We start from the raw sequence: 23,324 nt of genomic DNA on the forward strand, positions 1-23,324 counted from the left end.
ATTCTAGAGGATGCTTCTGGCCTAGAGTGGACGAACTTTCGCCGCCAACGTCTTCAAATCCGCCCAGTACGCCTTTCCCGGCTCCGGAATCGACGCGACCACCGTCTGCGGCACCGCCGCCTTCCCGCCCAGCCTCGGGAACGCCCGCTTCGCCGGCACCGCCGGCAACGCCGCCCCCGCCGTGGTCCCGGTCGCCGTCGGGGACCCGCTCACGCTTCCGCTCGCGGACGGCACCGGCACGACCGGCACCACCTCCTCGACCGCCGGCTCCTCCGGCACATCGCCCGAGAACACCACGAACACCAGCAACACCGCCGCCACGGTCGCCACCACGGCGCCGACCAGATAGATCACCTTGATCGGCACATCCCCGATCCGGCTCACCACCCCGCCCTTGGGCTCCGGCGGCAACCCCACCCACGACCCACCCTGCTCAGGAAAGCCCCCTCCAGGAGCGCCCCCTCCGGGCAGGGACGCGGCCCCTCCGGGTAGGGGCGCGGGGCCCCCAGGTACGGGCGCGGGCCCTCCAGGCGCGGGGCCGGACCACCCGGGCGCGGGCGCGCTGGGCGTGGGGGCGGGACCTCCGGGGTGTGCGGGGGGAACGGTTCCCGGGGCTTGGTCGGGTGGGGGTTGGGTCAGGGCTCGCTGGACGGGGCCGGGGGTGGGTGAGAGGGCGCGCCAGTCCGTGGTGATGATCGTCTCGTCCGCCGCGGGGTCGTCCGGCGGGGGGACGACGATCTTGCGGAAGGGAGCGGTGGGAGCATCGTTGGTGTGGTCCTGGTCGCCGACGTCCGCCATGGGACGAGGCTACGTCACCCCGGAAGCCGAAATTTCCGCTATTCCGTTTGCAGAACTAAATTCTGTAATGTCGCCAGATATGAGGGGCTTCTATGAGATCGCGGCGAACGACCCAGGACGGCCCGCCCTACTCGGCGACAGCGAGAGCGACAGCACCAGCACCAGCCACGGGACCGTCACGTACGGAGAGTTGCATGCCCGGGTGAACCGGGCCTCGCACGGCCTGATGGACAAGGGCGTGGGCCACGGCGACGCGGTGGTGACCGTGCTGAAGAACGGGCTCGACGCGCTGACCATGATGCTCGCCACCTACCAGACGGGCGCCTACCTGGTCCCGGTCAACTGGCATTACACCGACGACGAGATCGCCTACATCGTGGCCGACTCCCGGGCCAAGGTCGTGGTGGCCCCGGACCGGCTCACGGTGGACGACCTGGCCGAGGGCCGCCCGGCCGAGCCTCCGGCGAACCGCCGAGCCGGGTCGATGATGCTCTACACGTCCGGCACGACCGGCAGGCCGAAGGGCGTGCGGCGCAGGCTGCTGGATCTGACGCCGGAGGACCTGTACCCGATCCTCATGCGCAAGAGCTGGCGGCATTTCGGCCTGCCGCAGGACGGCGTGCACCTGGTCTGCTCGCAGCTCTACCATTCGGCCCCGTACGGCCAGGCGATGATGGCGCTGCAGTTCGGGCACGCGATCGTGGCGCCGGAGCGGTTCGAGGCGGCGCAGGCGCTGCGGCTGATCGAGCGTCACCGGGTGACGAACGCGTTCATGGTGCCGACGATGTTCCACCGGCTGCTGGCCGTGCCGGACCGGGAGTCGTACGACCTGTCGTCGCTCACGCATCTCTACCACGGCGCCGCCCCGTGCCCGCCCGCGACCAAGCAGGCGATGATCGACTGGCTGGGCCCGGTGCTGTGGGAGTACTACGGCTCGACGGAGGCGGCGGTGGCCACGATGGTGTCGTCGCAAGAGTGGCTGGCCAGGCCGGGCACGGTGGGCCGGGCGCTGGACGGGATGGCGTTCACGATCGTCGGCGAGGACGGCGAGGAGGTGCCGCCGGGGCAGCCGGGCCTGGTGTACATCGGCGGCATCAACCGGTTCGAGTATCACGGCGATCCGGGCAAGACCGCGGAGGCGATGCGGGGCCGCGACTACACGCCGGGCGACATCGGCTACGTGGACGAGGAGGGCTACCTGTTCCTGCTGGACCGCAGGACGGATTTGATCATCTCGGGCGGTGTCAACATCTACCCGGCGGAGGTGGAGGCGGCGCTGCTGGAGCATCCGGCGGTGGCGGACGTGGCGGTGATCGGGGTGCCCGACCCGGAATGGGGGCAGAAGGTGGTGGCGCTGGTGCAGCCGGCGCCGGGGGCCACTGGCGACGACGAGCTGACGGCGGAGCTGCTGCGCCACTGCGGCCCCCGGCTGGCCAGGCTGAAGCACCCGCGCGCGATCGAGTACCGGGAGTCGCTGCCGCGTACGCCCACAGGCAAGCTGAGCAGGCGAAATGTCCGGGAGGCGTATCTTTCCGGCTGAGCCGGGCAGTAGTGCTCCATGCAGCGGATCTTGCCAGCACTCACCGCGTTGACGCTGGTCGCGGGCTGTGGCCAGATACCTCCGCCGGGCGCGCAGTCGCCGGGCACCCCGGCGCCGCCGTCGGCCACGCACACGGACACCGCCTCGCATCCACCGCCCGCGTCGCCCACCTCGCACGCGCAGGCGCTGGAGACCGCGTACGAGCGCGTCATCGCAGAAGTGCTGCCGTCGATCGTGCAGATCAACACGAGCACCGGCCTCGGCTCCGGCGTCGTCTACGACGCCGAGGGCCACATCGTCACCAACGCGCACGTGGTGGGCGACGCCAAGCAGATGGACGTCACGCTCGCCACCGGCGGCGCCACCCGGCGGGCCAGGCTGGTCAAGGCGTTCCCGGCCGGCGACCTGGCGGTGATCAAGGTGGACGATCCGCAGGGGCTGCAGCCGGCCAGGTTCGGCGACTCGGCCAAGCTCCGCGTGGGGCAGCTCGTGCTGGCCATGGGCAACCCGCTGGGCCTGTCGGGCAGCGTGACGAACGGCATCGTGTCGGCGCTGGGCCGTACCGTCAGCGAGCCGGAGAACCCGGGCTCGCCGGGCGCGACGATCGCGGGGGCGGTCCAGACGTCGGCGGCGATCAACCCGGGCAACAGCGGCGGCGCGCTGGTGGACCTGTCGGGCCAGGTGATCGGCATCCCGACGCTGGCGGCCACCGATCCGAGCCTGGGCGGCGGGGCGGCGCCGGGCATCGGGTTCGCCATCCCGAGCAACACCGCCACGGACATCGCCGCCCAGATCATCAAGCACGGCAAGGTGATCAACAGCCATCGGGCGGCGCTCGGCGTCCGGGGCAGCACGGTCATCGGCGAGAACGGCCAGCCCGCGGGCGTGGGCGTCGTGTCGCTGGTCAAGAACAGCGGCGCGGAGAAGGCCGGCATCCAGGAGGGGGACGTGATCACCGGCGTCAACGACACCGAGACGCCCACGATGGCGGCCCTCACCGAGGCGCTCACCACCTACAAGCCGGGCGACAAGGTACGGATCGAGCTGACCAGGGGCGGCGGCGCCCCGCAGACGGTCACGGTGACGCTCGGCGAGCTCGCAGCCGACTGAACCCGCGCGCCCCGAGGCGACGCGCTCATCCGGATTCCTTGACGTCGTAGACGATCTCGACGCGGCGGTTCTTGGCGCGGTTCGCCGGTACGGGCTCGCCGTCGACGATGTTCGGCAGCTTGGGGCGGCTCTCGCCGAAGCCCTGCGCCTGGAGCGACACGCCCGCGCCGGTGAGCAGCCCGCGCATGGCCTGCTGGACGGCCTGGGCGCGGCGGGTGGAGAGCGTCCGGTTGTAGGAGTCGGAGCCCTGGTCGTCCGTGTGCCCCTCGATCTTGACGACGCCGCCCGCGCCCTCGGCGTTGATCTGTTCGGCGACCTGCTTGAGCCGCTGCCTGGCCTTGCCGGTCAGCGCCCACTTGTCCAGCGCGAACAGCACGTCGCTGGTCAGCGCCACCGTCACCTGGGTGCCCTGCTGGGTCTCGCTCTCGGTGCCGTCGAGCGACTCCACGGCGCCGATGATGTCCTCCACCGGCATCACCAGGTCCTCCACCGCGCCGACCGCCGACTCGGGCGGCGGCGTGGGGGACAGCACCAGGGCGAGCGCCAGGCTAAGAGATCGGAACATCGGTCAGCACGCCGATCATCGGCATCTCGACGTTGACCTTCGTCACGTCGGCGGGCGGCGCGGCGAAGACCGCGTACAGAGAGCTCTTGTCGCCCGCCTTCAGGAAGCCGCCCTGGGTCTCGGAGCAGACGCACTCCGCGCCGGGGCCGGAGTTGTTGCGGGCGACGCGGTAGCGCTTGGCGTTGACCGGGTCGATGAGCGACACGCCGGAGACCGAGTAGTCCGACGGGGTCTCGGCCATGCCGTTGTGCATGTTGACCTTGCCCTCGACGGCGGTGACGGTCCAGTTGAGCGTGACCGTCCTGCCCTGCCGCTTGAGCGCGGTGATCTCGACGCGGGCCCGGCCGGTGTCGCCCGCGCCGGACACGTCGGTCTCGTGGGTGGCGATGGCCTTCCCGCTCTGCGGCGGCGCGCTCTGCTGGTCGGCGGGCTGCTCGCCGGGCTGCTCGGGGGTGGGCTCCTCGGCGGGCGCGGCGCTCTCCTGCTGCGTGGTGGCGGCCGTCTGCTGCTTCTCCTCGCCACCGCCGCCGCTGCCCGGCTGGGCCGGGAGCATCCCGCAGCCCGCCAGCGCGACGGCCGCCGCCACGAGCGCGATCGTCCTGCGCATGTCCATGGTCACCTTTCGGGGGTTCGACTCTTGGCTCGACAAGCTAACGCTGCGACCTTCAGGATCCGCATAGCCCGCTATAGGCGCCGGCGCGCCTCCCGCGCCAGGTGTTCGGCCTCGGCGCGGCTCTGCCGGTCGCCGAGAACGTCAAACTCTCCCATAGCACGCATCAACGCATCAACCGCCCCGTCGTTCCGGCCGAGTTCCAGGTACGTGCGCGCCAGGACGAGCAGGGCCGCCGCCGCGTTGCGCCGGTCCCCGTACGCCGTGTACGTCTCCGCCGCCTGCCTGGCCGGTTCGGCCGCCGACTCCGGCACGCCCGCCGCCCTGGCGACCGCCGCCAGCACGAGCAGCCCGGCGGCCTCCGGCAGGCGGTCGCCGAGCCGCCGGTTCGCCGCGATGCGCAGCTCCGCGTGCTCGCGCGCCTCCGCGTAGCGGCCCGCCCTCAGGTGCAGCCTGGCCAGGTCCAGCCGCGCCTCGGCCGCCCCGCGCGGGTCGCCCAGCTCCTCGTAACCGGCCAGGCTCCGCTCCAGCATGGCCTGATCGTCCAGCAGCGCGCCCAGCCCGCGCAGCGCGTCCGCCCGGCCGCGCAGGTCGCCCGCCTGCTCGAAGACCGTCAGCGCGCGGCGCAGCACCCGCTCGGCCTCGGGCCTGCGCGGCTCCACCAGGCCGAGCCGGAGCGTCACGCGGGCCAGCTCCAGCCCCTCCACCAGCGGCTGCGCCGCCCTCAGCGCCGCCGCCGCGGCATCGGCCCTGCCCTCCACCCGGTGCAGGTCCGCCAGGCCGCGCAGCAGCAGCGCCTCGCCCTGCCGGTGCCCCGCCGCCCGCGCCGCGTCCAGCCCGGTCGCGGTGGTGGCGTGCCAGTCGTCGTGGTGCCCGCCCAGCTCGAACAGCGGCGTCAGATAGAAGGCCAGCCGCCACGCCGCCTCGTGCAGCCCGGCCCGGTGGAAGTCCCCCACGGCCGCGGCCAGGAACCGCCGCTCCGCCGCCAGCCACCGCGCCTCCCGCCGCAACCACGCCGTCCCCCGCGACGTCTCCTCCCGCCGCCCGACCCCCGGCCCCCACCCGGCCCCGGCCTCCTCCCACGGCGCCCCCTCCCCGCTGTGGGGGAACACCCCGTACGGGACGGCCCCCGGCCCTCGGCCAGCCTGATCACCACGGGCGGACGGGGGTCTCGGGGTGGGCGGGTCGTCGGGGGTGGAGACCAGGGTCCGGCCGGACCCCGGTTCGGCGGGGAGAAGGGCGGACCGGGCACGCCTGGCCCGGTCGAGCACCTCGGCGGCGCGGGCGCGCAGCACCGGGCCGGGCCCGCCCGCCTCGGCCAGCCGCTCCACGGCGTAGAGCCGGGTCAGATCGTGCCACCCGTAACGCTCCTGCCCGGCCTCGTCCAGCCCGAGCGACTGCAACAGCCCGGCCTCGGCCAGCGGCTCCAGGTCGGCCCCCAGAGCCCAGTCCGCGAAGTCAGGCCCCGTCCACGCCCCCAGCTCCCGCAGCAGCCGCCGCTCCGGCTCGGCCAGCCCGCGATACCCCACCGCCAGGCTGCCCCGCACGGCGAGGTCACCGGCGCTGAGCTCGTCCAGTCTGCGCCGTTCGTCCCCGAGCCGCCCGGCCAGGTGCGCCACCGTCCACCCGGTCTTCCTGGCCAGCCGCGACCCGGCGATCCGCAGCGCCAGCGGCAGCCCGCCGCACAGCCGTACGATCTCCCGCGCCGCCTCGGGCTCGGCGGCCACCCGGTCGCGCCCGGCCACCCCGGCGAGCATGTCCAGCGCCTCGTCCGGGGCCAGCACCCCCAGCTCGTACGCCCTGGCCGCCTCCAGCCCGGCGAGCGGCGACCGGCTCGTCACCAGGGTCACGCTGCCCGCCCCGGTGGGGAGCAGAGGACGTACCTGCATCTCGTCGGCGGCGTCGTCGAGCACGAGCAGGAGCCGCCGCCCGGAGGTGAGCCGCCGGTAGAGCCGCACCCGTTCGCCGAGGGTGGGCGGCACGCTCCCGTCGGGGCAGCCGAGGGACCGCAGCAGGTCCTCCAGCACGGCGCCGGGCGCGCGGCCGCCCAGCACGGCGTACAGCCGCCCGTCGGGCAGGTCCATGCGGGACGCGGCCCGCACCGCCACCGCCGACTTCCCGGACCCGGGCGGCCCGTGCACCACCAGCAGCACGGGCGCCCCGCCACCGCCTTCCGGGGTGGCGGCGCGGAGAATCCAGGCGAGCACGTCCGCTCTCCCCGTAAAGTCCGAAATATCGGGCGGCGTCTCGTTGAGCGGGACCCGCCGTTCCGCCACCGGAACGGCGGCCACCTCCCCCCGCAGCACCCGCTCGTGCGCCTCCCGCAGCTCGGCCCCCGGCTCCAGCCCCAGGTCGTCCACCAGGATCCGGCGCGCCTCCTGGTAGGCGGCCAGCGCCTCCGAACGGCGGCCCGCCTGGTGCAGCGCCGCCAGCAGATGCGCCCAGGCCCGCTCCCGCAGCGGATGCGCGTTGACCAGCGCCCGCAGCTCGCCGACGACCTCGGCGCCCCGCCCGAGCCGCAGGTCCAGCTCGACCCGTTCCTCCACGGCGGTCAGCCGCAGCTCCTCCAGCGGCACCCCGTGCGCCCGGCGCAGCTCGGCGCTGTCGACGTCCGCGAGCGCCTGCCCCCGCCACAGCCCGAGCGCCTCCCGGAACGTGCCGGCCGCCTCGGCGACCGCGCCCGCGTCACGCGCCATCCTGGCCTGCCCGACCAGCCGCTCGAACCGGTGGCAGTCCACCTCGTCCGGATCCGCCGCGATCAGGTAGCCGCCGGGCACCGTGGTGATCCCGTCGACGATCTTGCGCAGCGCGCTGACGTACACCCGGAGCACCGGGTCCGCCGACTGCGGCGGCTGATCGCCCCACAGCACGCTCACCAGCCGCTCGACCGGCACCGCCCGGCCCGCCGTCAGCAGCAGGGCCGCCAGCAGCGCCCGGTGCTTGGCCGGGCCCGGCCCCTGCCCGTCCTCGACCCGCAGCGGGCCCAGCACCCGGAACCGCACGCCGCTCACCCCTGCGCGGGCCGCAGCGCGAACGACTCGAACCGCACCCGCACCGCCGCCCCCGAGTCGGGCGCCGCGTGCACCCCGGCGCTGCCCGGCCCGTAGGGGTCGTCGGCGTCGGCGGCCTCGGCGACGAGGCTCTCGTTCAGCCACATGCGCAGCTTCACCTCGTCCCCGCTTCCGGCGCACTCGGCCACGACGCGGTTCGCCTGGCCGGTCTTCACCCGCAGGGGACCGTACAGGACGGCGCCCTCCCGCCCGGCGCGGCGCTTGACGATGGCGACCTCGCCCGACCCGCTCACGGCGAACTCGTAGCGGTCGCCGCCGTCGCCGCGGCACCACACGCCGTACTCGCCGCGTCCCTCCTCCAGGATCGCCTTCGCGCTCACGACCACGCCGCCGTCCGGCTCGGGCCTGGGCGCCGACTTCCACAGCCGCCACCCGTCCTTGACGGTCAGCTCGTACGCGGAGCCGTCGAGGCGCACGTTCCCGCCCTCGGACGCGCCGACCTCCCACGAGCCGAAGCCCGCCTCGTACGGCCAGGTCGCGGCCTGCGTCCCCCGCAGCCCGAGCACCGCGGCGACGGCCAGCACGGCGATCCCGGCGACCCCCGCGACCGCCCAGCCCCACCGGCGGCGGCCCCGCTCGGGGGCATGGGGCGCCGGGTTCGTCCAGGTGCGTTCGACGACCTGGGTGGCCGAGGCGGCGCTCACGTCCGTGCCGCCGAGCAGCCCCGCGAGGAGTGCCTGGACGGTGGGCCGCTCGCGCGGGTCCTTGGCCAGCGCCCGCGCCACCAGGTCGCGGATGCCCTCGTCCAGCCCGTCGAGCCGGGGCTCCTCAGCGACGATCCGGTACAGCACCTCGCCGGGCGCGCCCTCGCCGAACGGGGCCCGTCCCGTCCCGGCGAACGCGATCACCCCGCCCCACGCGTACACGTCGGTGGCGGGCGTGACCGGCTCGCCGCGCGCCTGCTCGGGGGCCATGTACGCGGGCGTCCCGAGGATCGCCTGGCTGGCCTGGCCGTCGGAGCCGGCGAGCTGCGCGATGCCGAAGTCGATCACCTTGGGCCCGAGCGGCGAGAGCAGCACGTTGGACGGCTTGAGGTCGCGGTGGACGACCCCGGCGGCGTGGATGGCGCTGAGCGCGGTCGCGATGCCCACGGCCAGCGCGTCGAGGTTGCCGCCGGACAGCGGTCCCTGTTCCCGTACGGCCCGGGCCAGGTCGGGGCCTTGGACGTATTCGGTGACGAGATAGGCGACGTCCCCGTCGATGCCCGCGTCGAGCACCGGAGCCGTGCAGAACCGCGCCACCCGCCGGGCGGCGGCGACCTCCCGCTCGAACCTGCGGCGGAAGGCCGGGTCCCCGGCCAGCGAGGGGTGAATCAGCTTCACGGCCGCCAAGCCGCCGGTGGGCGTGGCGGCCAGGTGCACCTCACCCATGCCGCCCCGGCCCAGCACGCGCCGCAGCGTGTACCCGCCGATGACCCGATCGCCGCTCACCGCAGACAGAGTAGTCAGGTCCGGATATGTCCGCCGACTCTGGACTCCGGTCGCAGCAGGTGGCCGAACCCCGCCCTGTCCATCCGCGCGCGGAGCTCACCGGTCGTGACGCCGAGCGCGGCGGCGGTGTCCGGGAGACTCCACTGGTTCTCGGCCAGCCTGCTCAGCAGGTAGCCCCGCCTGACCTGCGCCTGCGAGAGCCGGAACGTCTTCAGATACGCCGTCCGCCCCTGGTCGTCGGTGATCATCTCACCGATGTGGTTCTCGGCGAACCGGTCGAAGACGGGCAGGAACCGCTGGAGCGTGAAGCGCCCGAGCTGGTAGACGTCCCGCACGTTCGGCGCCCGCAGGCCCCCCGCCATGACGGAGTCGTGGAACGCGGCCCACTCCTCCCCCTGCCGCTCGGCCTCGCGCCGCAGGTCGGCGAGCGTGTCCACCCGGCTGTCGTCGATGGCCGCGCGGAAGTCGCGCACGGGGTAGTGCAGGGCGTACTCGTAGATCAGCTCCCCGTACAGGTCGCGGATCAGCGTCGGGTGCAACGCCCGGTAGTCCTCCGGGTGCGGCGTCACGAACGCGCTGGCCAGCGTGTCGCCCACGTACAGGAGCAGCCCGCACTGCCCCGCGTGGAACTCGAAGACCCGCAGCGCGTCGTCCAGCCCGCGCACGTGCGCGCCGGAGTAGGCGGCCTCGACGCGCGGCGATAGCCCATCGGCGACCGCCGCCCGGGTCCACTCCTCCCAGGCGATCCCCGGCAGGTCGTAGTGCAGCGCCAGGTAACCCTCCAGGGCCAGGTGCAGGGGCAGGATACGCAGCCGGTTCTTCGCCTCCCGCTGGACCAGGCGGCGGTGCGTCCTGATGGGCACGTGCCGCAGCGGCTCGCCGAGCTGCGTCCCGTAGGCCGCGGCGGGCGTGCCGTCGCCGGTCCACGACGCCACGAACGCGTGCGGCACGTACGCGGTGTAGACGGTCCGGTCCGGCAGGAGCGCCATGGACAGCTCGTCGCCGTACACCCGGGCGTGCAGCCGCAGGTCCACGATCGGCTCGGGCCGCACCAGCGGCACCAGCCGCACGCTGCCCCAGGTCTGGGCGGGCATGGTGACCAGGCCGGTCAGATCGAGCATGCCCGCTCCTCCAGGTACGCCCGCAGCTCGCCCAGCCCGGTGCGCCCCTCGGCGAAGCGGGCCAGCTCAACCAGCGCGGGCAGGTCCTCGGCGTCGCGGATCCCGGCCGTCGGCACCAGGGGCGAGAGCCGCCGCACGTCGAACCGGTCGGCGTCGTACACCGGGTTGAGGTGCGCGACCCGTACCTCGCCCGCGGGGTCGAGCTTGCGCCGCCACACGCGCAGCACCTCGGCGGCCAGCCCGGGAGGCGCGTTGTCCCAGCCGTCGGAGACGATCACCAGCCGGTCGGGCCGCGTCTCCAGCGCGTCGAGGACGCGCAGCCCGAGCGGCGTCGCCCCGGCCGGCCGCGCGGCCACGGGCTCGGCCCGCCCCGACAGCCACAGCCCGGTGTAGCGGGAGGCCAGCGCCTCCAGCAGGTAGTGGCAGGCCAGCGCGACCGCGAGCGGCCGGCGCCGCTTCACCGGCGAGCCGTAGGAGGAGAAGCTGTCGTCCAGCACTGCCGTGACGCTCCCCCACGTGCCCGTCCGCGCCCCCGCGACCCGCCGCGCGCCCGCGCGCAGCGCCGCGACGTGCTGCCGCCGCTCGTCCACGGGCAGCGACAGCACGTACGAGGCCGCGCGGACCAGCGGCAGCGCGGCCAGGTCGGCGCCGGTCTCGACGCCGCTCCCGCGTGCCGCGCCGGTCAGCCGCAGCCGCTCCAGCCTCGTCAGCCGGGGCGCGATCCGCTCCAGGAACACCGCCCGGCTGATCCCGTGCCGGGCGGCGAAGCCCTCCGCGACCGTGTACGGCAGGTCGTACAGGGCGTTCTTGTCGTAGTGCGCCCGCCGCCACGCCTCCAGCACCGGCGTCTCGAAGCGGGTGCGGCTGCGCGGCGCGAACAGGAAGTCGCCCAGCTCGCCCGGCGGCGTCAGATGCGCGTGCCGCACCGCCGCCTTGACCGCCGAGCGGTACTTGACCGCGTCGAAGGCGAGGTCGGGGCGGGCGAGCAGCCAGTCGCGCACGATAGCCCTGGTGCGCCGGTTATTCACGCCGTCGCGCTGGAGCTGCCTGAACAGCCGGTAGACGCGGGCCGGGCTCATCCGGGCCAGCCGCCGGGCGATCAGCCGCCCGTCAGCGGCGCTGCGCTCCCTGAGCACGGTGGCGATGATCAGTGCGGCGTTGTGGTCGTTGACGTCGAGCGCCAGCGTGGCCGCGTAGAGGCCGGGATAGTTGCCGTGCACGTAGCGGTGCAGGAAGTCGAGCGAGAGCCGCTGCTCGCCCGCCCCGCCGTGGAACTCGCGCTGCCCGGTGGCGGTGATCGCCGCGTTGGCGAAGAGCAGCACGTCCTCGCACTCGATCAGGTCGGCATAGGTGTCCATGAGGCCCCCGGATGACGGTGGGGCTGACCGGGGAATGAGGGCACGAGCTGCGAAGCATCGCGGTAAAGGCGGTTTCCGGAAGTCGCACCGGAGTCCCGCGGTCAGCCTGATCCGGAACTTACCGAATCATCCACACCTACGCGACGAATTAACCGCCTCGTCAGGCCGCCGCACGTTCGCCGTCGTGCTCCAGCAGGAACCGCTGCAGCCCGGCCAGGTCGTCGGTGTTGACGTGGTCCACGTCCGCCGCGACCAGCTCGCGCCAGAGCGCGTCCCGGGCGGGACCGGCCACGTCCGGCGTCGCCCAGAAGCGGACCCGCTGCCCGTCCCGGTGGGCCGTCGCCACGATGTCACGCAGCTTGGTTCGCTCCGCCTCCGGCATCGGGCCCTCACCGCGCCAGGTGAAGTGGTTGGTCCAGTTGTCGCTGATCAGCGGGACCAGCGACGCGCCGCCCTGGCCCAGGTCCGACAGGCGGCCGTCGTAGAACGCCGACCGCCGCTCCTGGCCCGCCATCAGGTCACGCGGCCGGTCGCCGCTGATCACGACCGTCACGGCGCCGGGCTTGACCTTGCCCTTGTGGTAGGTGGTCAGCATCTTGCGGTAGGAGCGCAGCACCTGGTCGAGCTCGGTGTAGGTGGCGGCGCCGTTGTTCTTGATGTCCACGAGGAGCTGGAGCTGCTGCCGGCTGCGCGGGTAGACGTGCCCGTGGTTGTCCCGTACGCGCCGGGCCAGCGGGTCGAGGTAGAGCGCCTGGAGGGTGCGGCCGGGACGCAGGTCCTCCGGGTCGTGCCCGACGAGCAGTTCCCCGTCCACCAGGTAGATGTCCGCCTCGACGCTGGTGAACCTGTGGTCGAGGGCGTCCAGCAGGGGGCGGTCGTGCTCGTAGTCGTTGTGCGCGTGCGCCCGTGGCAGCGGCTGCGCCCCGGCCGCCGACGCGGGAGCCGCCATCAGGACCAGTGCCCCCGCGGCGACCAGAGCCCCCAGAGCTCGACGGAACATCACATCTCCTCACACATCAGGAACCAGAGATGCGACACACCGTAGATCAGCAAAGTGTGACAGGAGTGACGTTTCGCCCAATACACGGATAAGTAAAGTCTGCGATGATCCCGCCATGTCGGCCCCCTCCCGCCCGCCCCTGGCCCACGACGGGCACCCCACCGGTCGCGGGCGTCATCCGGCACCGGCCATGAACGACCTGGCCAGCTTCTCCAGCCCCTTGCGCGCCACCGACGGGTCGAAAACCGGCTCCCGGTAGCCGTCGGCGCCGACCACGCCGCCGCCCGTCGTCGTCCCCCGGAACGTGAACTCGACCGTACGGTCCCCGGCCAGCACCTTAAGCAGCAGCTCCATCCGGGGCGGCTTGTCCGGGTCCTTCGGGTCGGTCGTCGCGGAGACCACCGCGAACGCCCGGTCACCGAGCCCGGCGACCTGCTGCCGGGGCTCGTAGGTGGTGTGGGTGACGTCGTTGCCGATACCGCCCTCGGCCCGGTAGCGGTCGTACTTCCTGGCGTCCCTGTCGAACTGGAACGCCGCCCCCGTGTCGCCGCCGCCCCACTCGGTCACGTGGACGCCCAACCGGCCGCCCCGGGCGGCGTACTCCTGGCCGGGCTCGTGCTCGACCCGCTCGGCGACGGTCCACGTACAGGTGGTCTGCTTGATCCTTCCGTCGCTCCCGCCGACGGCCGGGCCCTCGGCGGCCGGGAAGAACGCGGCCTCCACGTCGCGGGCGGCCAGGATCGCGCACGGGCCGGTGAGCTTCACCCGGCCGGCGTCCTTGGCCATCTCGGCGGCGACCAGCTCGGCGACCTTGTTCGCCGCCGCGCGCACCTCGTCCCCTTCGGGGTACTTGGCCCCGGTCCGGTTGTCGCCGCCGTACTCGACCTCGATCAGCCACGGCCCCTGCCGGACGAACACCTCGGCCTTCAGCCCGCCGTGCCCGATGGACGACTGGCTGTAGGAGGCGTCGCCGTACGTCAGCTCCTTGATCTCGCCGAACGCCGAGCCGGACGTCCGGCCGTCGACCCGCTTGCCGTCGCGGACGTTCACCCGCCGCCCGGCGGCCTCCTTGTCCTTGCCGAAGCGCTCCTTGGCGTACGCGAGCGCGTCGCGGCCCTCGGCGGCGCGGGCTGCCACGGTGATGCTCATATGGCGGTAGCCGATGACGCCGCCGCCGACGTCCATCTTGCTGTTGCGCCACGCGCACGCGGCCCGCTTCTCGCGTTCGGTGGCCGCCTGCGTCGAGGCGTCCTCGCTCGCGTACCTGCCGTCGGCGACCAGGCTCTTGCGCAGGGCGTCCGGGACGACGGCGCAGATCTGGTCCCCGGTGACCGCCCGCAGCTTCACCGCCTCGGCCACGGGCGACGGCGACCGGGTCCGCCCCCGCCGGTCGTCGTCCACGGCCCCCACCCTGCCCCGCGGCTCACCGCGGTCCTGGTTGAGCAGCAGCCACCCCCCGGCCAGCCCGCCGACCACGACCACGACCCCCACCACGGCCAGCACCACGATTAGCGGCCCCGACCCACCGCCCTTACGCCGGGGCGCCCGAGGCGGCCACGGTCCCCCAGGCCCGCCCGGCCCTGCCGGCCCGTATGGCGGCCCCTGCGGGTTCGGCTGCGGACCGCCGGGCTGCCACCCGGACGGCCCCGGCGGCCGGGCGGGCATCGGTCCGGGAGGTGGCGGGAAGGGGGTGGACACTCGACGACCTCTCGCAGGGCTCGGCACGCGCCCGTTCTCCAGGCATGGCAGTCCGCGAGCCTACGACCCACCGCCCCCGACGCATGTCAGGCAAACACCCGACAAAGCGGCACCCGTACCAACGAAAAAACGGCCCCCGCCGAAGCGGGAGCCGTCACAAAAGACTCGCCCCCCGCGCCCGAAGGCGCGGAGGGCGAGACCACAGATGTGGAGGTGGCGGGAATCGAACCCGCGTCCTTCAACCCCAAGGCAGGGCTTCTCCGGGCGCAGCCTGCTGTGCTTTTCTCAGCCCCGGCGATCACGCAGGCGAGTCGCCGACGGGCTCAGCCACTGTTTGGTTTCCCGATCACCCCCGTGGCCGGGTTGATCGGTTGAGCCTTCTAGCGATGCCAGATCCCGGGCCGAAGGCACTCCCGGGCTGACAGAGGTTTCGCTACTTAGGCAGCGAGAGCCAGGGAACCCTGGCTGACCTCAGTGCGCTTGGAATTGGCACTTGTTGTTTGCGGTCACAGGATTAACGAGGTTATGTCCGCAGTCCTCGGCCCGCTTCACCTGACTTGCAAAGTCGAAGTCGAAGCCAGTCACCCCCTGTGCAGTTGTCAACACGAGCCCTCGGATGGAACCCGAGGAGATCGCGCATGACGACGATACCTCTCACAACACCGAGGATGCCAACTCAATTCCCGGCATGCCGAAACCCCCGGGAACGTGGCACAGCTGCTCGCGTTCCCGGGGGTCGACCGGCAGGGTCGAGCCGGTCCGGACGGCAGGACTTCCCCCGAGATGAAGTCCTGTCCCATCACGGCGACTGAACCCGCAACCCCCCGAGCGGGCACAGTCATCCTGTAAGACGCAGCCGCACCGCCCAATGGTTGCTCTGTGTCACAACAAATCACGGAGAGTCATTGAGCGCCGCGAAGAAGCTGCCTGCCACGGCCGACGGGTCGTGGTTCCTGGTCAGCGCCGCGATGGCGATCTCGCCCTGCCAGCCGACGAACCAGCCCAGCTGCTTGTCCTTGTCGACGGCCGTCGCGCGGACCCCGTAGACGCGGCCGCGTCCCGCCTGTGCCGGGGTGCCCTGGGCTCCCGCCTTCATCATCGACACCAGCGCCTTGCGCACGGCCGGGTCGACGGGCACCGGCTGGAGCGGCGGCTGTGGCGTCATCTCGGCCGTGGGGTCGGGCGAGCTGGGCTTGGTGACCAGGACCGGCGGGTGCCAGATGCCGGAGGCGACCGCGCCCGCGACCAGCGCCATGCTGAGCGGGCTCACGAGCACGCTCTGCCCGGCGATGGCCCTGGCCTTGTCGGCGTCGCTGGCCAGCTTGGGCAGCTCGCCGCTGAACGACTTGAGCGGAAGCTGCCAGGGCCGGCCGATGCCGAAGTCCTCGGCGCTCTTGGCCAGGTCGGTGGCGTTCACCCGGCGGGCCAGCGAGGCGAGCGCGGTGACGCAGCCCTTGGCGAAGTTCTCCTGGAACGTCGGCGTGGCCCCGGTCATCTGGCTGGTGTTGGCGAACCGCGCCCCGCCGACCGACCGCTCGGGCGGGCACGGCAGCCGCTGCGTGGTGCGCACGCCGGCGTTGACGAGCGCGTCGGCGGCCACGACGGAGAACGCGGTGCCCGCCGGGAACCGGCCCGCCAGCGCGTCCTTCTCCTGGTGCATGCCCTTGGCGCCGACCGCGAGGATCTCGCCGGTGCGCGAGTTGACCGCCACGATCGCACTCGTCCGGGTGGCCGACACCGCGTGCTCGGCCGCGGCCTGCACGGAGCTGTCGATCGTGGTTTCGACGGAGACGTTCTGCCTGCCCGGCCACTCCTTCAGCGAGGCCATCTCCCGGCCGGACTTGAGGTCGAGCGTGATGACCCGGGTGCTGGTGGAGCCGGTGAGGTAGGCCTGGTAGGCCTGCTGGAGGCCGCTCTGCCCGATGGAGTCGCCGGCCCGCTGCGGGCCGCCGAGCTTCTGCTCGGTCTCCGGGGTGAGCGCGCTGACCTTGCCGACGATCTGCTTGGGATCGTCCGGGTCGACCGGCTGCTCCTGCGGCACGGTCGAGATCTCGGGGATCGCGTCGAGCTTGGCCTTGATCGACAGGTAGCGGGTGCGGCCGAACGTCACGAGCGGCACGGTCACGTTCGGCGGCGCCGAGCGGATCCGGCTCAGCAGCCGGTCCTCGGCGTAGCCGGTGACCTGGGAGAGCTGCTTGACGACCGCTTCGGCGCGGTCGCCGAGCTGCGACGGCACCACGCCCGCCACGTACAGGTAGGTCTGCTCCTGCAGCGCGTTGCCGTCCCGGTCGAGGACGGGCTGGCGCGAGCGCGGCTCGGTCTTGACCGCGAACCGCTGCCCCTCCTGGAGCTGCGGGTGCAGCACGGACGGCGACCAGCGCACCTTCCAGGCCCCGTCGATGAGGTGCAGCGGCAGCACGCCGTCGTAGGTCCACAGCGGGTTGTTGTCGCCCAGGTCGACCTCGGCGGCGAAGTCGGCCCGCGACTCCTCGCCGGTCACCTTCACGCTCTTGATCCTGAACCGGAACGAGGCGGCGTCGAGCTGCAGCTTGACCTCGGACAGCGCCTTGCTCACCGCGGCCGGATCGGCGTCGGTGCGGCCGGCGGCCAGCTCGTAGTCGCCGGCCTGCCAGCCCACCAGGAAGTCGCGCACCGCGTCGTGCGGTGACGCCTCCTCGAAACAGCCGGTCAGCGTCATGCTCGCGACCGCCAGCGTGACGGTCGCGGCGAGTGTACGGCGAACTCGGCTCATCGGTTGCGGTGCCGGAGCGCCCGGGCCATCTCCCGCTTGGCCTGCTGCTCGGCCAGCGACTGCCGCTTGTCCCAGTCCTTCTTTCCGCGCGCCAGGCCGATCTCGATCTTGGCGCGGCCGTCCTTGAAGTACAGCGACAGCGGCACGATCGTGAGCCCGCCCTCCTTGGTCTTGGCGGCGAGCTTGTCGATCTCCTTGCGGTGCAGCAGCAGCTTGCGCTTGCGGCGGGCGGCGTGGTTGGTCCACGTCCCCTGGGTGTATTCGGGGATGTGGACGTTCATCAGCCACGCTTCGCCGTTGTCGATCGTGGCGTAGCCGTCGACGAGCGAGGCGCGGCCCTCACGCAGCGACTTCACCTCGGTGCCCTGCAGCACGAGCCCCGCCTCGAAGGTGTCCTCGACGTGGTAGTCGTGCCGGGCACGCTTGTTCTGGGCGATGACCTTCCGCCCGGTCTCACGTGGCATGCTTCGACCTTACCGGCGTTTCGTCAGACCCTGAGGTAGCGGCGAAGCGTGACGAACGACGCCAGCACACAGATCAGCACGCCGATGACCATGGTCAGGGTGATCACGGAGGCGACGTCGTTCCAGCCGATCTGCGCCCCTAGCGCCAGGTAGCGGCCGATCTCCTCGAACAGGAAGACCTTGGCCACGATCAGCATCACGGCCGCGAACACGCCGCCGACCAGGCCGGCGATCATGCCCTCCATGACGAAGGGGAGCTGGATGTAGAGGTTGGAGGCGCCGACCAGCCGCATGATGCCCGTTTCGCGCCGCCGGTTGAACGCCGACAGCCGCACCGTGTTGCCGATCAGCAGGGCCGCCGCGAGCACCAAGATGATGGCGACCGCCAGCGCGCCGCCACGTAGTTTGTCGAGCATCACGAAGAACTTCTCGATCAGCTCTTTCTGGTTCATCGCCTGGGCGACGCCCGGCTGGCCGTTCAAGGCGTCGATCACCGGTTGGTACTTGTCGGGATCGGCCAGCTTGACGCGGAACGAGGTCGGCATGTCCTCGACCTTGGTCGCGTTGACCAGCGGGTTGTTGGCGGCGGAGTCCTGGAAGTTCTCGTAGGCCTTGGCCTGGTCCTCGAAGTAGACCTTCTCGACGCCGGGCATGGCCTTGATCTGCTGCTCCAGCGCCTTCGTCTGGGCGTCGGTGATGGCCTTGCCGTTGCAGGCGGGTATCTGGCTGTTCTTGGCGCAGAGGAAGACCGACACCTCGACCTTGTCGTACCAGTAGCCCTGCATCATCGTGACCTGGGCGTTGATCATCAAGCCGACGCCCAGCATCGCCATGCCGACAGCCACGGTGATGATGACCGCGATCGTCATGGTCAGATTGCGACGGAGGCCGATCCAGACCTCGGAGAAGATGAAGTTCGCCCGCATGATGTGTCAGCTGCTCCCTGTCAGTACGCCTGGCCGTAGACGCCACGCGACTGGTCGCGGACGATCTTGCCGTCCTCCAGCTCCACGACACGCTTGCGCATGGAGTCGACGATGGCCGCGTCGTGCGTGGCCATGACGACCGTGGTGCCGGTCCTGTTGATCCGGTCGAGCACCTTCATGATGCCGATGCTCGTCGCGGGGTCGATGTTGCCCGTGGGCTCGTCCGCCAGCAGGATCATCGGGCGGTTGACGAACGCGCGGGCCATGGCGACGCGCTGCTGCTCGCCGCCGGAGAGCTCGTCGGGCATCCGGTGGGCCTTGCCCTCCAGGCCGACGAGCTCGATGACCTCCGGCACGACCTTGCGGATGAACCGCCGGGGCTTGCCGATGACCTCGAGGGCGAACGCCACGTTCTCGTAGACGTTCTTGTTGGGCAGCAGCCTGAAGTCCTGGAAGACGCAGCCGATGCGGCGGCGCAGGTGCGGCACCTTGAAGTTGGAGAGGCGGGCCAGGTCCTTGCCGGCGACGTGGATCGCGCCGGAGTTGGGCCGCTCCTCCTTGAGGATCAGTCGCAGGAACGTGGACTTGCCTGACCCCGAAGGGCCGACGAGGAACACGAACTCGCCCTTGTCCACGTCGACGGAGACGTGGTCGAGAGCGGGCCGGTTCTGGTTCGCGTAGACCTTGGTGACATTATCGAAATGGATCACGAGAGCATCACGGCATGCCAGTCTAGGGGTCAGGACGGAGCGAGGGTGGCACATGCCCACTTCCCGCCGCACGCCGATCGGGGACGCCCATCTTTACCGATGATCGACGTTCCGATTGGCCAGAGCACAGTCTAGGGGGAAGACTGGCATGGAACGTCCATAACGGAAACAAAACGATTGTGCGGCTAGACTTGGGGCTGACATGAGTTGCCAACACCTCGTATGCGCGCAGTGCGCCCACCCAGTCATCGAGGGCCGGTGCGCTCTGTGCCGCGCCAACCGGGAGCGGATGCACGGCCACGGCTTCGCCGGGCTGTCACCCGCCCTCATCGTCACGCTGCTGGTCGTGCTGCTGTTCGCGGCCCTGGCCCTGCGGCACCTAGGCGGGCTCTGACTCCTGGCGGCGCATCCAGCGGATCTCCGACTCGATGAAGCCGTCGAGGTCGCCGTCGAGCACCGCCGACGGGTTGCCCGCCTCCGTGCCCGTGCGCAGGTCCTTCACGATCTGGTACGGGTGCAGCACGTAGTTGCGGATCTGGGTGCCCCATGACGTGGTCGTGGCGCCGCGCAGCTCCGACATCTTCTCGGCCTCCTCCTGGCGCTTGCGCTCCAGCAGCTTGGCCTGCAGCACGTTCATCGCCGTGGCGCGGTTCTGGAGCTGCGAACGCTCGTTCTGGCAGGAGACCACGATGCCGGACGGCAGGTGGGTGATGCGGACGGCCGAGTCGGTCGTGTTGACGCCCTGGCCGCCGGGGCCCGACGAGCGGTAGACGTCGACGCGGATCTCGTCCTCGTTGATGTCGATGTGGTCGGTCTGCTCCACGACCGGCACCACGTCCACGCCCGCGAACGACGTCTGCCGGCGGCCCTGGTTGTCGAACGGGCTGATGCGCACCAGCCGGTGGGTGCCGTGCTCGCCGCGGAGCGTGCCGTAGGCGTAGGGGGCCTTGACGGCGAACGTGGCCGACTTGATCCCGGCCTCTTCGGCGTAGGAGGTCTCGTAGACCTCGGTGGAGTAGTTCTTCCGCTCGGCCCAGCGCAGGTACATGCGCAGCAGCATCTCGGCCCAGTCGGCCGCGTCGACGCCGCCGGCCTGGGAGTTGATCGTCACCAGGGCCTCACGCGCGTCGTACTCGCCCGACAGCAGCGTGCGCACCTCCAGCGCGCCGATGTCGGAGCGCAGCGAGGCGAGCTCGCGGTCGGCCTCGGCCCGCGTGTCGTCGTCGCTCTCCTCGGCCGCCAGCTCGAAGAGCACCGACAGGTCGTCGAGGCGGCGCACCAGCCCCTCCACGCGGTTGAGCTCGCCCTGCATGTGGGAGAGCCTGCTGGTGACCTTCTGCGCCTTGTCGGGCTCGTCCCACAGGTCGGGGGCGGCCACCTGCTCCTCCAGCTCCTCGATCTGCTTGCGCATGCCGTCGAGGTCGAGCACGTCCTGGATGCTGCGCAGCGTGCCCGCGAGCTCGTTGATCTCTTCTGCCGGATCGATGACTGCCACGTCTCCCTAGGGTACGCGACCCTCGCGTGCCCGAATAACATGGCGAGGTGCGTGTACACGGTCGGCTGAAGGCGCTGGCACTCACCGTCGCCTTGCTGACGGGGGCGGCCGGCTGTTCCAGCGCTGCCGCCCCGGCTCCCGGCCCGGCGGCGACACCCCGGGGCGCCACGCCCACGCCCTCGCCCACGGCCTCCCCGACGGCGCCCGTCACCGCCGTGACGCCGGAGGAGGCGGCCGAGGTGTTCGCCACCTTCACCGCCACCGACAACCTGCTGCGCGCGGCCGGTGACCAGCGGCTCGACATGGAGCTGACCCGCGACGCCGAGGCGCGGCTCACCGCCGCCGCGTTCCTGTCGACCTCCGGCAAGCCGCCGACCCGCGCCTGGGGCTCCCCCACGCTGTACGTCCCCCGCTTCCCGGCAGGCGAGCGGGCGCCCTGGTTCAGCGTGGTGGCCACCCGCGACGGCCACCCCACGGTGCTGACCTTCGCCAAGGCCGGCGACTGGCGGCTCGGCGCCGCCGCCCGGCTCCTGCCCGGCCGGGAGCTGCCGCCCGTCGCGCTCGACCCCGACGGCTACGCCACGGCGATCCCCGCCGACGACAAGGCCATCACCGTCAGCCCGCAATACCTGGGCCCCCTGCACGCCACCGTCGCCGAGACCGGCGGCGACGGCGTGGCCGCCGGCCTCATCGCCGCGGGCCCCCACACCACCGAGGTCGCCACCCAGATCACCGCCGACCGCGAGAAGGCCAAGAAGAACGGCTTCAGCTACGACTCGATCTTCACGGCCAACGACTTCCCCGTCTACGGCCTGCGCACCGCCGACGGCGGCGCCCTGATCCAGTACGCGCTCTCGCGCACCACCACGACGACCACGAAGACGGCCGAGGACGACTACATCCCGGTCCCGTCCTCCGCCCGCTGGGCCATCTCCGCCCCCGTCGTCCGCCGCACCCTCCGCCTCTCCGAGGTGCACCAGTACGTCACCTCCGTCCCGGCCTCCACGACCCGCAAGGCCGCCGAGGTCATCGCCCACGACGGCTCCCTGGTCCGCGCCGGCGGCGACTGACGCGGCGCGGTCCCCGTACCGGTCAGGAATCGAGAAGCCTCCGGGCGGGGCCCGCCACTAGCGTCGGCGACATGACATCCATCGACTCCGTCACCCTTGAGGTGGACGACCTCGCCGCCGCCGAGAAGTTCTACTCCGCCGCCTTCGGCCCGTGCGAGCAGCTTCGCCTGCGGCCCTCGGAGGCGCCGGCGACCGGCTTCCGCGGCTTCACGCTGTCGCTCGTCGTCTCCCAGCCCGCCAACGTGAACGCCTTCTTCGACGCCGCCGTGGAGGCGGGAGCGACGGCCCTGAAGCCGGCGGCCAAGTCGCTGTGGGGCTACGGCGGCGTGCTGCGGGCCCCCGACGGGACGGTCTGGCAGGTGGCGTCGTCGTCGAAGAAGGACACCGGCCCGGCCGCCCGGCAGGTCGACGAGTTCGTGCTGCTGCTGGGCGTGGCCGACATGGCCGAGAGCAAGCGGTTCTACGTGGAGCGCGGCCTCACCGTGGGCAAGAGCTTCGGCAGCAAGTACGTCGAGTTCGCCGCCGGTTCGAGCCCGGTCAAGCTGGCGCTGTACAAGCGCAAGGGGCTGGCGAAGGTCGCCGGCGTGTCCCCCGACGGCTCCGGTTCGCACCGGCTCGTGGTCGGCGCCGACGCGGGTGCCTTCGCCGACCCGGACGGCTACCTGTGGGAGACGGCGTAGTGTGCCGCCCCGGCTGGGGGCGCGCCGACCTCGCCGCCCCGGTGCGGGTCCAGGACGACCTGACGCGGCTGCGCCGGGTCAAGGACCGGATCGACCGCGAGTACGCCCAGCCGCTGAACGTGGAGGCGCTGGCCCGGGGCGCGCACATGTCGGCCGGGCACCTGAGCCGCCGATTCCGCCAGGCGTACGGCGAGTCTCCGTACTCCTACCTGATGACGCGCCGGATCGAGCGGGCGATGGCCCTGCTGCGGCGCGGCGAGCTGAGCGTCACGGAGGTGTGCTTCGCGGTCGGCTGCTCGTCGCTGGGCACGTTCAGCAGCCACTTCGCCCAGCTCGTGGGCGTGCCGCCGAGCGTCTACAGGCGGCAGGCGGCGGGCGCGACGGAGGGCATGCCGTCGTGCGTGGCGAAACAGGTGACCAGACCGGTCAGGAATCGGGGGGCGTCGATGACCGAGCCGCAACTACCGTAACCGTCATGGACATCACGATTCACTCCAGTTTCCTGCCGCATGACGATCCGGACGCCTCGCTGGCCTTCTGGCGTGACGCACTCGGCTTCGAGGTGCGCTCCGACGTCGGGCAGGGCCGGATGCGCTGGATCACGGTGGGGCCGGCCGGGCAGCCGGGCACGTCCATCCTGCTGGCGCCGCCGGCCGCCGATCCGGGCGTGACCGAGGACGAGCGCCGCACGATCGCGGAGATGATGGCCAAGGGCACGTACGGGTGGATCCTGCTGGCCACGCCCGACCTGGACGGCACGTTCGAGCGGGTGGCCGCCAGCGGGGCCGAGGTGGTGCAGGAGCCGACCGACCAGCCGTACGGGATGCGCGACTGCGCCTTCCGCGACCCGGCGGGCAACCTGGTGCGCATCCAGCAGGCAGGCTGACGCCGGCGCAGGCGCCCCCGGAGGAGACGCCCACGCCGGG

General features: G+C 72.2%; 21 protein-coding genes and 1 other RNA gene. 7 read left to right on the forward strand and 15 right to left on the reverse strand.

What is annotated here, in order from left to right:
* Positions 1-21: 21 nt before the first annotated feature.
* Positions 22-417 carry a hypothetical protein gene (locus ACBI99_RS11280; protein WP_375072266.1) on the reverse strand — a complete coding sequence of 132 codons (396 nt, stop codon included), beginning with the start codon at positions 415-417 and terminating at the stop codon, positions 22-24.
* Between the two features lie 460 nt (positions 418-877).
* Here ACBI99_RS11280 and ACBI99_RS11285 point away from each other — a divergent pair, with 460 nt between their 5' ends.
* Entirely contained in the window at positions 878-2,338 is a 1,461-nt protein-coding gene (locus ACBI99_RS11285) for an AMP-binding protein (RefSeq protein ID WP_357583980.1), read from the forward strand.
* Positions 2,339-2,368: 30 nt separating this feature from the next.
* On the forward strand, positions 2,369-3,448 hold the full coding sequence (locus ACBI99_RS11290) for a trypsin-like peptidase domain-containing protein (protein ID WP_357583982.1): 1,080 nt from the start codon (positions 2,369-2,371) through the stop codon (positions 3,446-3,448).
* 25 nt (positions 3,449-3,473) lie between these two features.
* On the opposite strand, the gene ACBI99_RS11295 is transcribed toward ACBI99_RS11290, so the two are convergent.
* The 13 genes from ACBI99_RS11295 to ftsE form a co-directional block, all read right to left on the reverse strand.
* A complete protein-coding gene (locus ACBI99_RS11295) occupies positions 3,474-4,013 on the reverse strand; it encodes an OmpA family protein (protein ID WP_219499497.1) in 540 nt (179 codons plus the stop codon).
* On the reverse strand, positions 3,997-4,620 hold the full coding sequence (locus ACBI99_RS11300; RefSeq protein ID WP_219499505.1) for a hypothetical protein: 624 nt from the start codon (positions 4,618-4,620) through the stop codon (positions 3,997-3,999). Before ACBI99_RS11300 ends, ACBI99_RS11295 begins: the two co-directional genes overlap by 17 nt.
* Positions 4,621-4,697: 77 nt before the next feature.
* On the reverse strand, positions 4,698-7,625 hold the full coding sequence (locus tag ACBI99_RS11305; RefSeq protein ID WP_375072267.1) for a BTAD domain-containing putative transcriptional regulator: 2,928 nt from the start codon (positions 7,623-7,625) through the stop codon (positions 4,698-4,700).
* A gap of 5 nt (positions 7,626-7,630) precedes the next feature.
* On the reverse strand, positions 7,631-9,124 hold the full coding sequence (locus ACBI99_RS11310; RefSeq protein ID WP_375072268.1) for a protein kinase: 1,494 nt from the start codon (positions 9,122-9,124) through the stop codon (positions 7,631-7,633).
* A 14-nt stretch (positions 9,125-9,138) separates the two neighbouring features.
* Positions 9,139-10,245 carry a hypothetical protein gene (locus tag ACBI99_RS11315; RefSeq protein WP_375072269.1) on the reverse strand — a complete coding sequence of 369 codons (1,107 nt, stop codon included), beginning with the start codon at positions 10,243-10,245 and terminating at the stop codon, positions 9,139-9,141.
* The gene (locus tag ACBI99_RS11320; RefSeq protein ID WP_375072270.1) at positions 10,233-11,603 is read right to left on the reverse strand and encodes a hypothetical protein; all 1,371 of its coding nucleotides are present in this window, start codon (positions 11,601-11,603) and stop codon (positions 10,233-10,235) included. The genes ACBI99_RS11315 and ACBI99_RS11320 overlap by 13 nt, the downstream gene beginning before the upstream one ends.
* A 160-nt stretch (positions 11,604-11,763) precedes the next feature.
* On the reverse strand, positions 11,764-12,603 hold the full coding sequence (locus tag ACBI99_RS11325; protein WP_375072271.1) for a phosphatidylinositol-specific phospholipase C/glycerophosphodiester phosphodiesterase family protein: 840 nt from the start codon (positions 12,601-12,603) through the stop codon (positions 11,764-11,766).
* Between the two features lie 174 nt (positions 12,604-12,777).
* Positions 12,778-14,097 carry a hypothetical protein gene (locus ACBI99_RS11330; protein ID WP_375072272.1) on the reverse strand — a complete coding sequence of 440 codons (1,320 nt, stop codon included), beginning with the start codon at positions 14,095-14,097 and terminating at the stop codon, positions 12,778-12,780.
* A 409-nt stretch (positions 14,098-14,506) separates the two neighbouring features.
* Positions 14,507-14,890: a transfer-messenger RNA gene (gene ssrA / locus ACBI99_RS11335) on the reverse strand.
* Between the two features lie 303 nt (positions 14,891-15,193).
* Complete coding sequence (locus tag ACBI99_RS11340) at positions 15,194-17,053, reverse strand: penicillin-binding transpeptidase domain-containing protein (RefSeq protein ID WP_375072273.1); 1,860 nt, start codon at positions 17,051-17,053, stop codon at positions 15,194-15,196.
* Entirely contained in the window at positions 17,050-17,517 is a 468-nt protein-coding gene (gene smpB / locus ACBI99_RS11345; RefSeq protein WP_219499517.1) for an SsrA-binding protein SmpB, read from the reverse strand. The genes ACBI99_RS11340 and smpB overlap by 4 nt, the downstream gene beginning before the upstream one ends.
* 23 nt (positions 17,518-17,540) lie before the next feature.
* Positions 17,541-18,443 carry a permease-like cell division protein FtsX gene (gene ftsX / locus ACBI99_RS11350; protein WP_219499519.1) on the reverse strand — a complete coding sequence of 301 codons (903 nt, stop codon included), beginning with the start codon at positions 18,441-18,443 and terminating at the stop codon, positions 17,541-17,543.
* 20 nt (positions 18,444-18,463) lie between these two features.
* Positions 18,464-19,153, reverse strand: a complete 690-nt coding sequence (gene ftsE / locus ACBI99_RS11355) for a cell division ATP-binding protein FtsE (protein WP_091079803.1) — start codon at positions 19,151-19,153, stop codon at positions 18,464-18,466.
* A 202-nt stretch (positions 19,154-19,355) separates the two neighbouring features.
* Here ftsE and ACBI99_RS11360 point away from each other — a divergent pair, with 202 nt between their 5' ends.
* Entirely contained in the window at positions 19,356-19,547 is a 192-nt protein-coding gene (locus ACBI99_RS11360) for a hypothetical protein (RefSeq protein WP_219499522.1), read from the forward strand.
* Here the strand turns inward: ACBI99_RS11360 and prfB are convergent.
* A complete protein-coding gene (gene prfB / locus ACBI99_RS11365; RefSeq protein WP_357583999.1) occupies positions 19,533-20,648 on the reverse strand; it encodes a peptide chain release factor 2 in 1,116 nt (371 codons plus the stop codon). The genes ACBI99_RS11360 and prfB overlap by 15 nt on opposite strands.
* A gap of 47 nt (positions 20,649-20,695) precedes the next feature.
* Between prfB and ACBI99_RS11370 the strand changes: the two genes are divergently transcribed.
* The 4 genes from ACBI99_RS11370 (at position 20,696) to ACBI99_RS11385 (ending at position 23,284) form a co-directional block, all read left to right on the forward strand.
* Entirely contained in the window at positions 20,696-21,718 is a 1,023-nt protein-coding gene (locus ACBI99_RS11370) for a hypothetical protein (RefSeq protein ID WP_375072274.1), read from the forward strand.
* 71 nt (positions 21,719-21,789) lie between these two features.
* The gene (locus ACBI99_RS11375) at positions 21,790-22,398 is read left to right on the forward strand and encodes a glyoxalase (RefSeq protein WP_219499528.1); all 609 of its coding nucleotides are present in this window, start codon (positions 21,790-21,792) and stop codon (positions 22,396-22,398) included.
* Entirely contained in the window at positions 22,398-22,868 is a 471-nt protein-coding gene (locus tag ACBI99_RS11380) for a helix-turn-helix transcriptional regulator (RefSeq protein WP_372455323.1), read from the forward strand. Before ACBI99_RS11375 ends, ACBI99_RS11380 begins: the two co-directional genes overlap by 1 nt.
* Before the next feature lie 5 nt (positions 22,869-22,873).
* Positions 22,874-23,284 carry a VOC family protein gene (locus ACBI99_RS11385; protein WP_219499531.1) on the forward strand — a complete coding sequence of 137 codons (411 nt, stop codon included), beginning with the start codon at positions 22,874-22,876 and terminating at the stop codon, positions 23,282-23,284.
* The last annotated feature ends 40 nt before the right edge of the window (positions 23,285-23,324 follow it).

Origin of the sequence: Nonomuraea sp. ATR24, assembly GCF_041950485.1 — a bacterium.
In the GTDB taxonomy this organism is placed as follows: domain Bacteria; phylum Actinomycetota; class Actinomycetes; order Streptosporangiales; family Streptosporangiaceae; genus Nonomuraea; species Nonomuraea ceibae.

Bases quoted from the DNA above. Each gene is read 5' to 3' on its own strand.
- ACBI99_RS11285 (WP_357583980.1), top strand. From the start codon at position 878: ATGAGGGGCTTCTATGAGATCGCGGCGAACGACCCAGGACGGCCCGCC.
- ACBI99_RS11295 (WP_219499497.1), bottom strand. From the start codon at position 4,013: ATGTTCCGATCTCTTAGCCTGGCGCTCGCCCTGGTGCTGTCCCCCACG.
- ACBI99_RS11300 (WP_219499505.1), bottom strand. From the start codon at position 4,620: ATGCGCAGGACGATCGCGCTCGTGGCGGCGGCCGTCGCGCTGGCGGGC.
- ACBI99_RS11315 (WP_375072269.1), bottom strand. From the start codon at position 10,245: ATGCTCGATCTGACCGGCCTGGTCACCATGCCCGCCCAGACCTGGGGC.
- ACBI99_RS11320 (WP_375072270.1), bottom strand. From the start codon at position 11,603: ATGGACACCTATGCCGACCTGATCGAGTGCGAGGACGTGCTGCTCTTC.
- ACBI99_RS11325 (WP_375072271.1), bottom strand. From the start codon at position 12,603: ATGTTCCGTCGAGCTCTGGGGGCTCTGGTCGCCGCGGGGGCACTGGTC.
- ACBI99_RS11340 (WP_375072273.1), bottom strand. From the start codon at position 17,053: ATGAGCCGAGTTCGCCGTACACTCGCCGCGACCGTCACGCTGGCGGTC.
- smpB (WP_219499517.1), bottom strand. From the start codon at position 17,517: ATGCCACGTGAGACCGGGCGGAAGGTCATCGCCCAGAACAAGCGTGCC.
- ftsX (WP_219499519.1), bottom strand. From the start codon at position 18,443: ATGCGGGCGAACTTCATCTTCTCCGAGGTCTGGATCGGCCTCCGTCGC.
- ACBI99_RS11360 (WP_219499522.1), top strand. From the start codon at position 19,356: ATGAGTTGCCAACACCTCGTATGCGCGCAGTGCGCCCACCCAGTCATC.
- ACBI99_RS11375 (WP_219499528.1), top strand. From the start codon at position 21,790: ATGACATCCATCGACTCCGTCACCCTTGAGGTGGACGACCTCGCCGCC.
- ACBI99_RS11385 (WP_219499531.1), top strand. From the start codon at position 22,874: ATGGACATCACGATTCACTCCAGTTTCCTGCCGCATGACGATCCGGAC.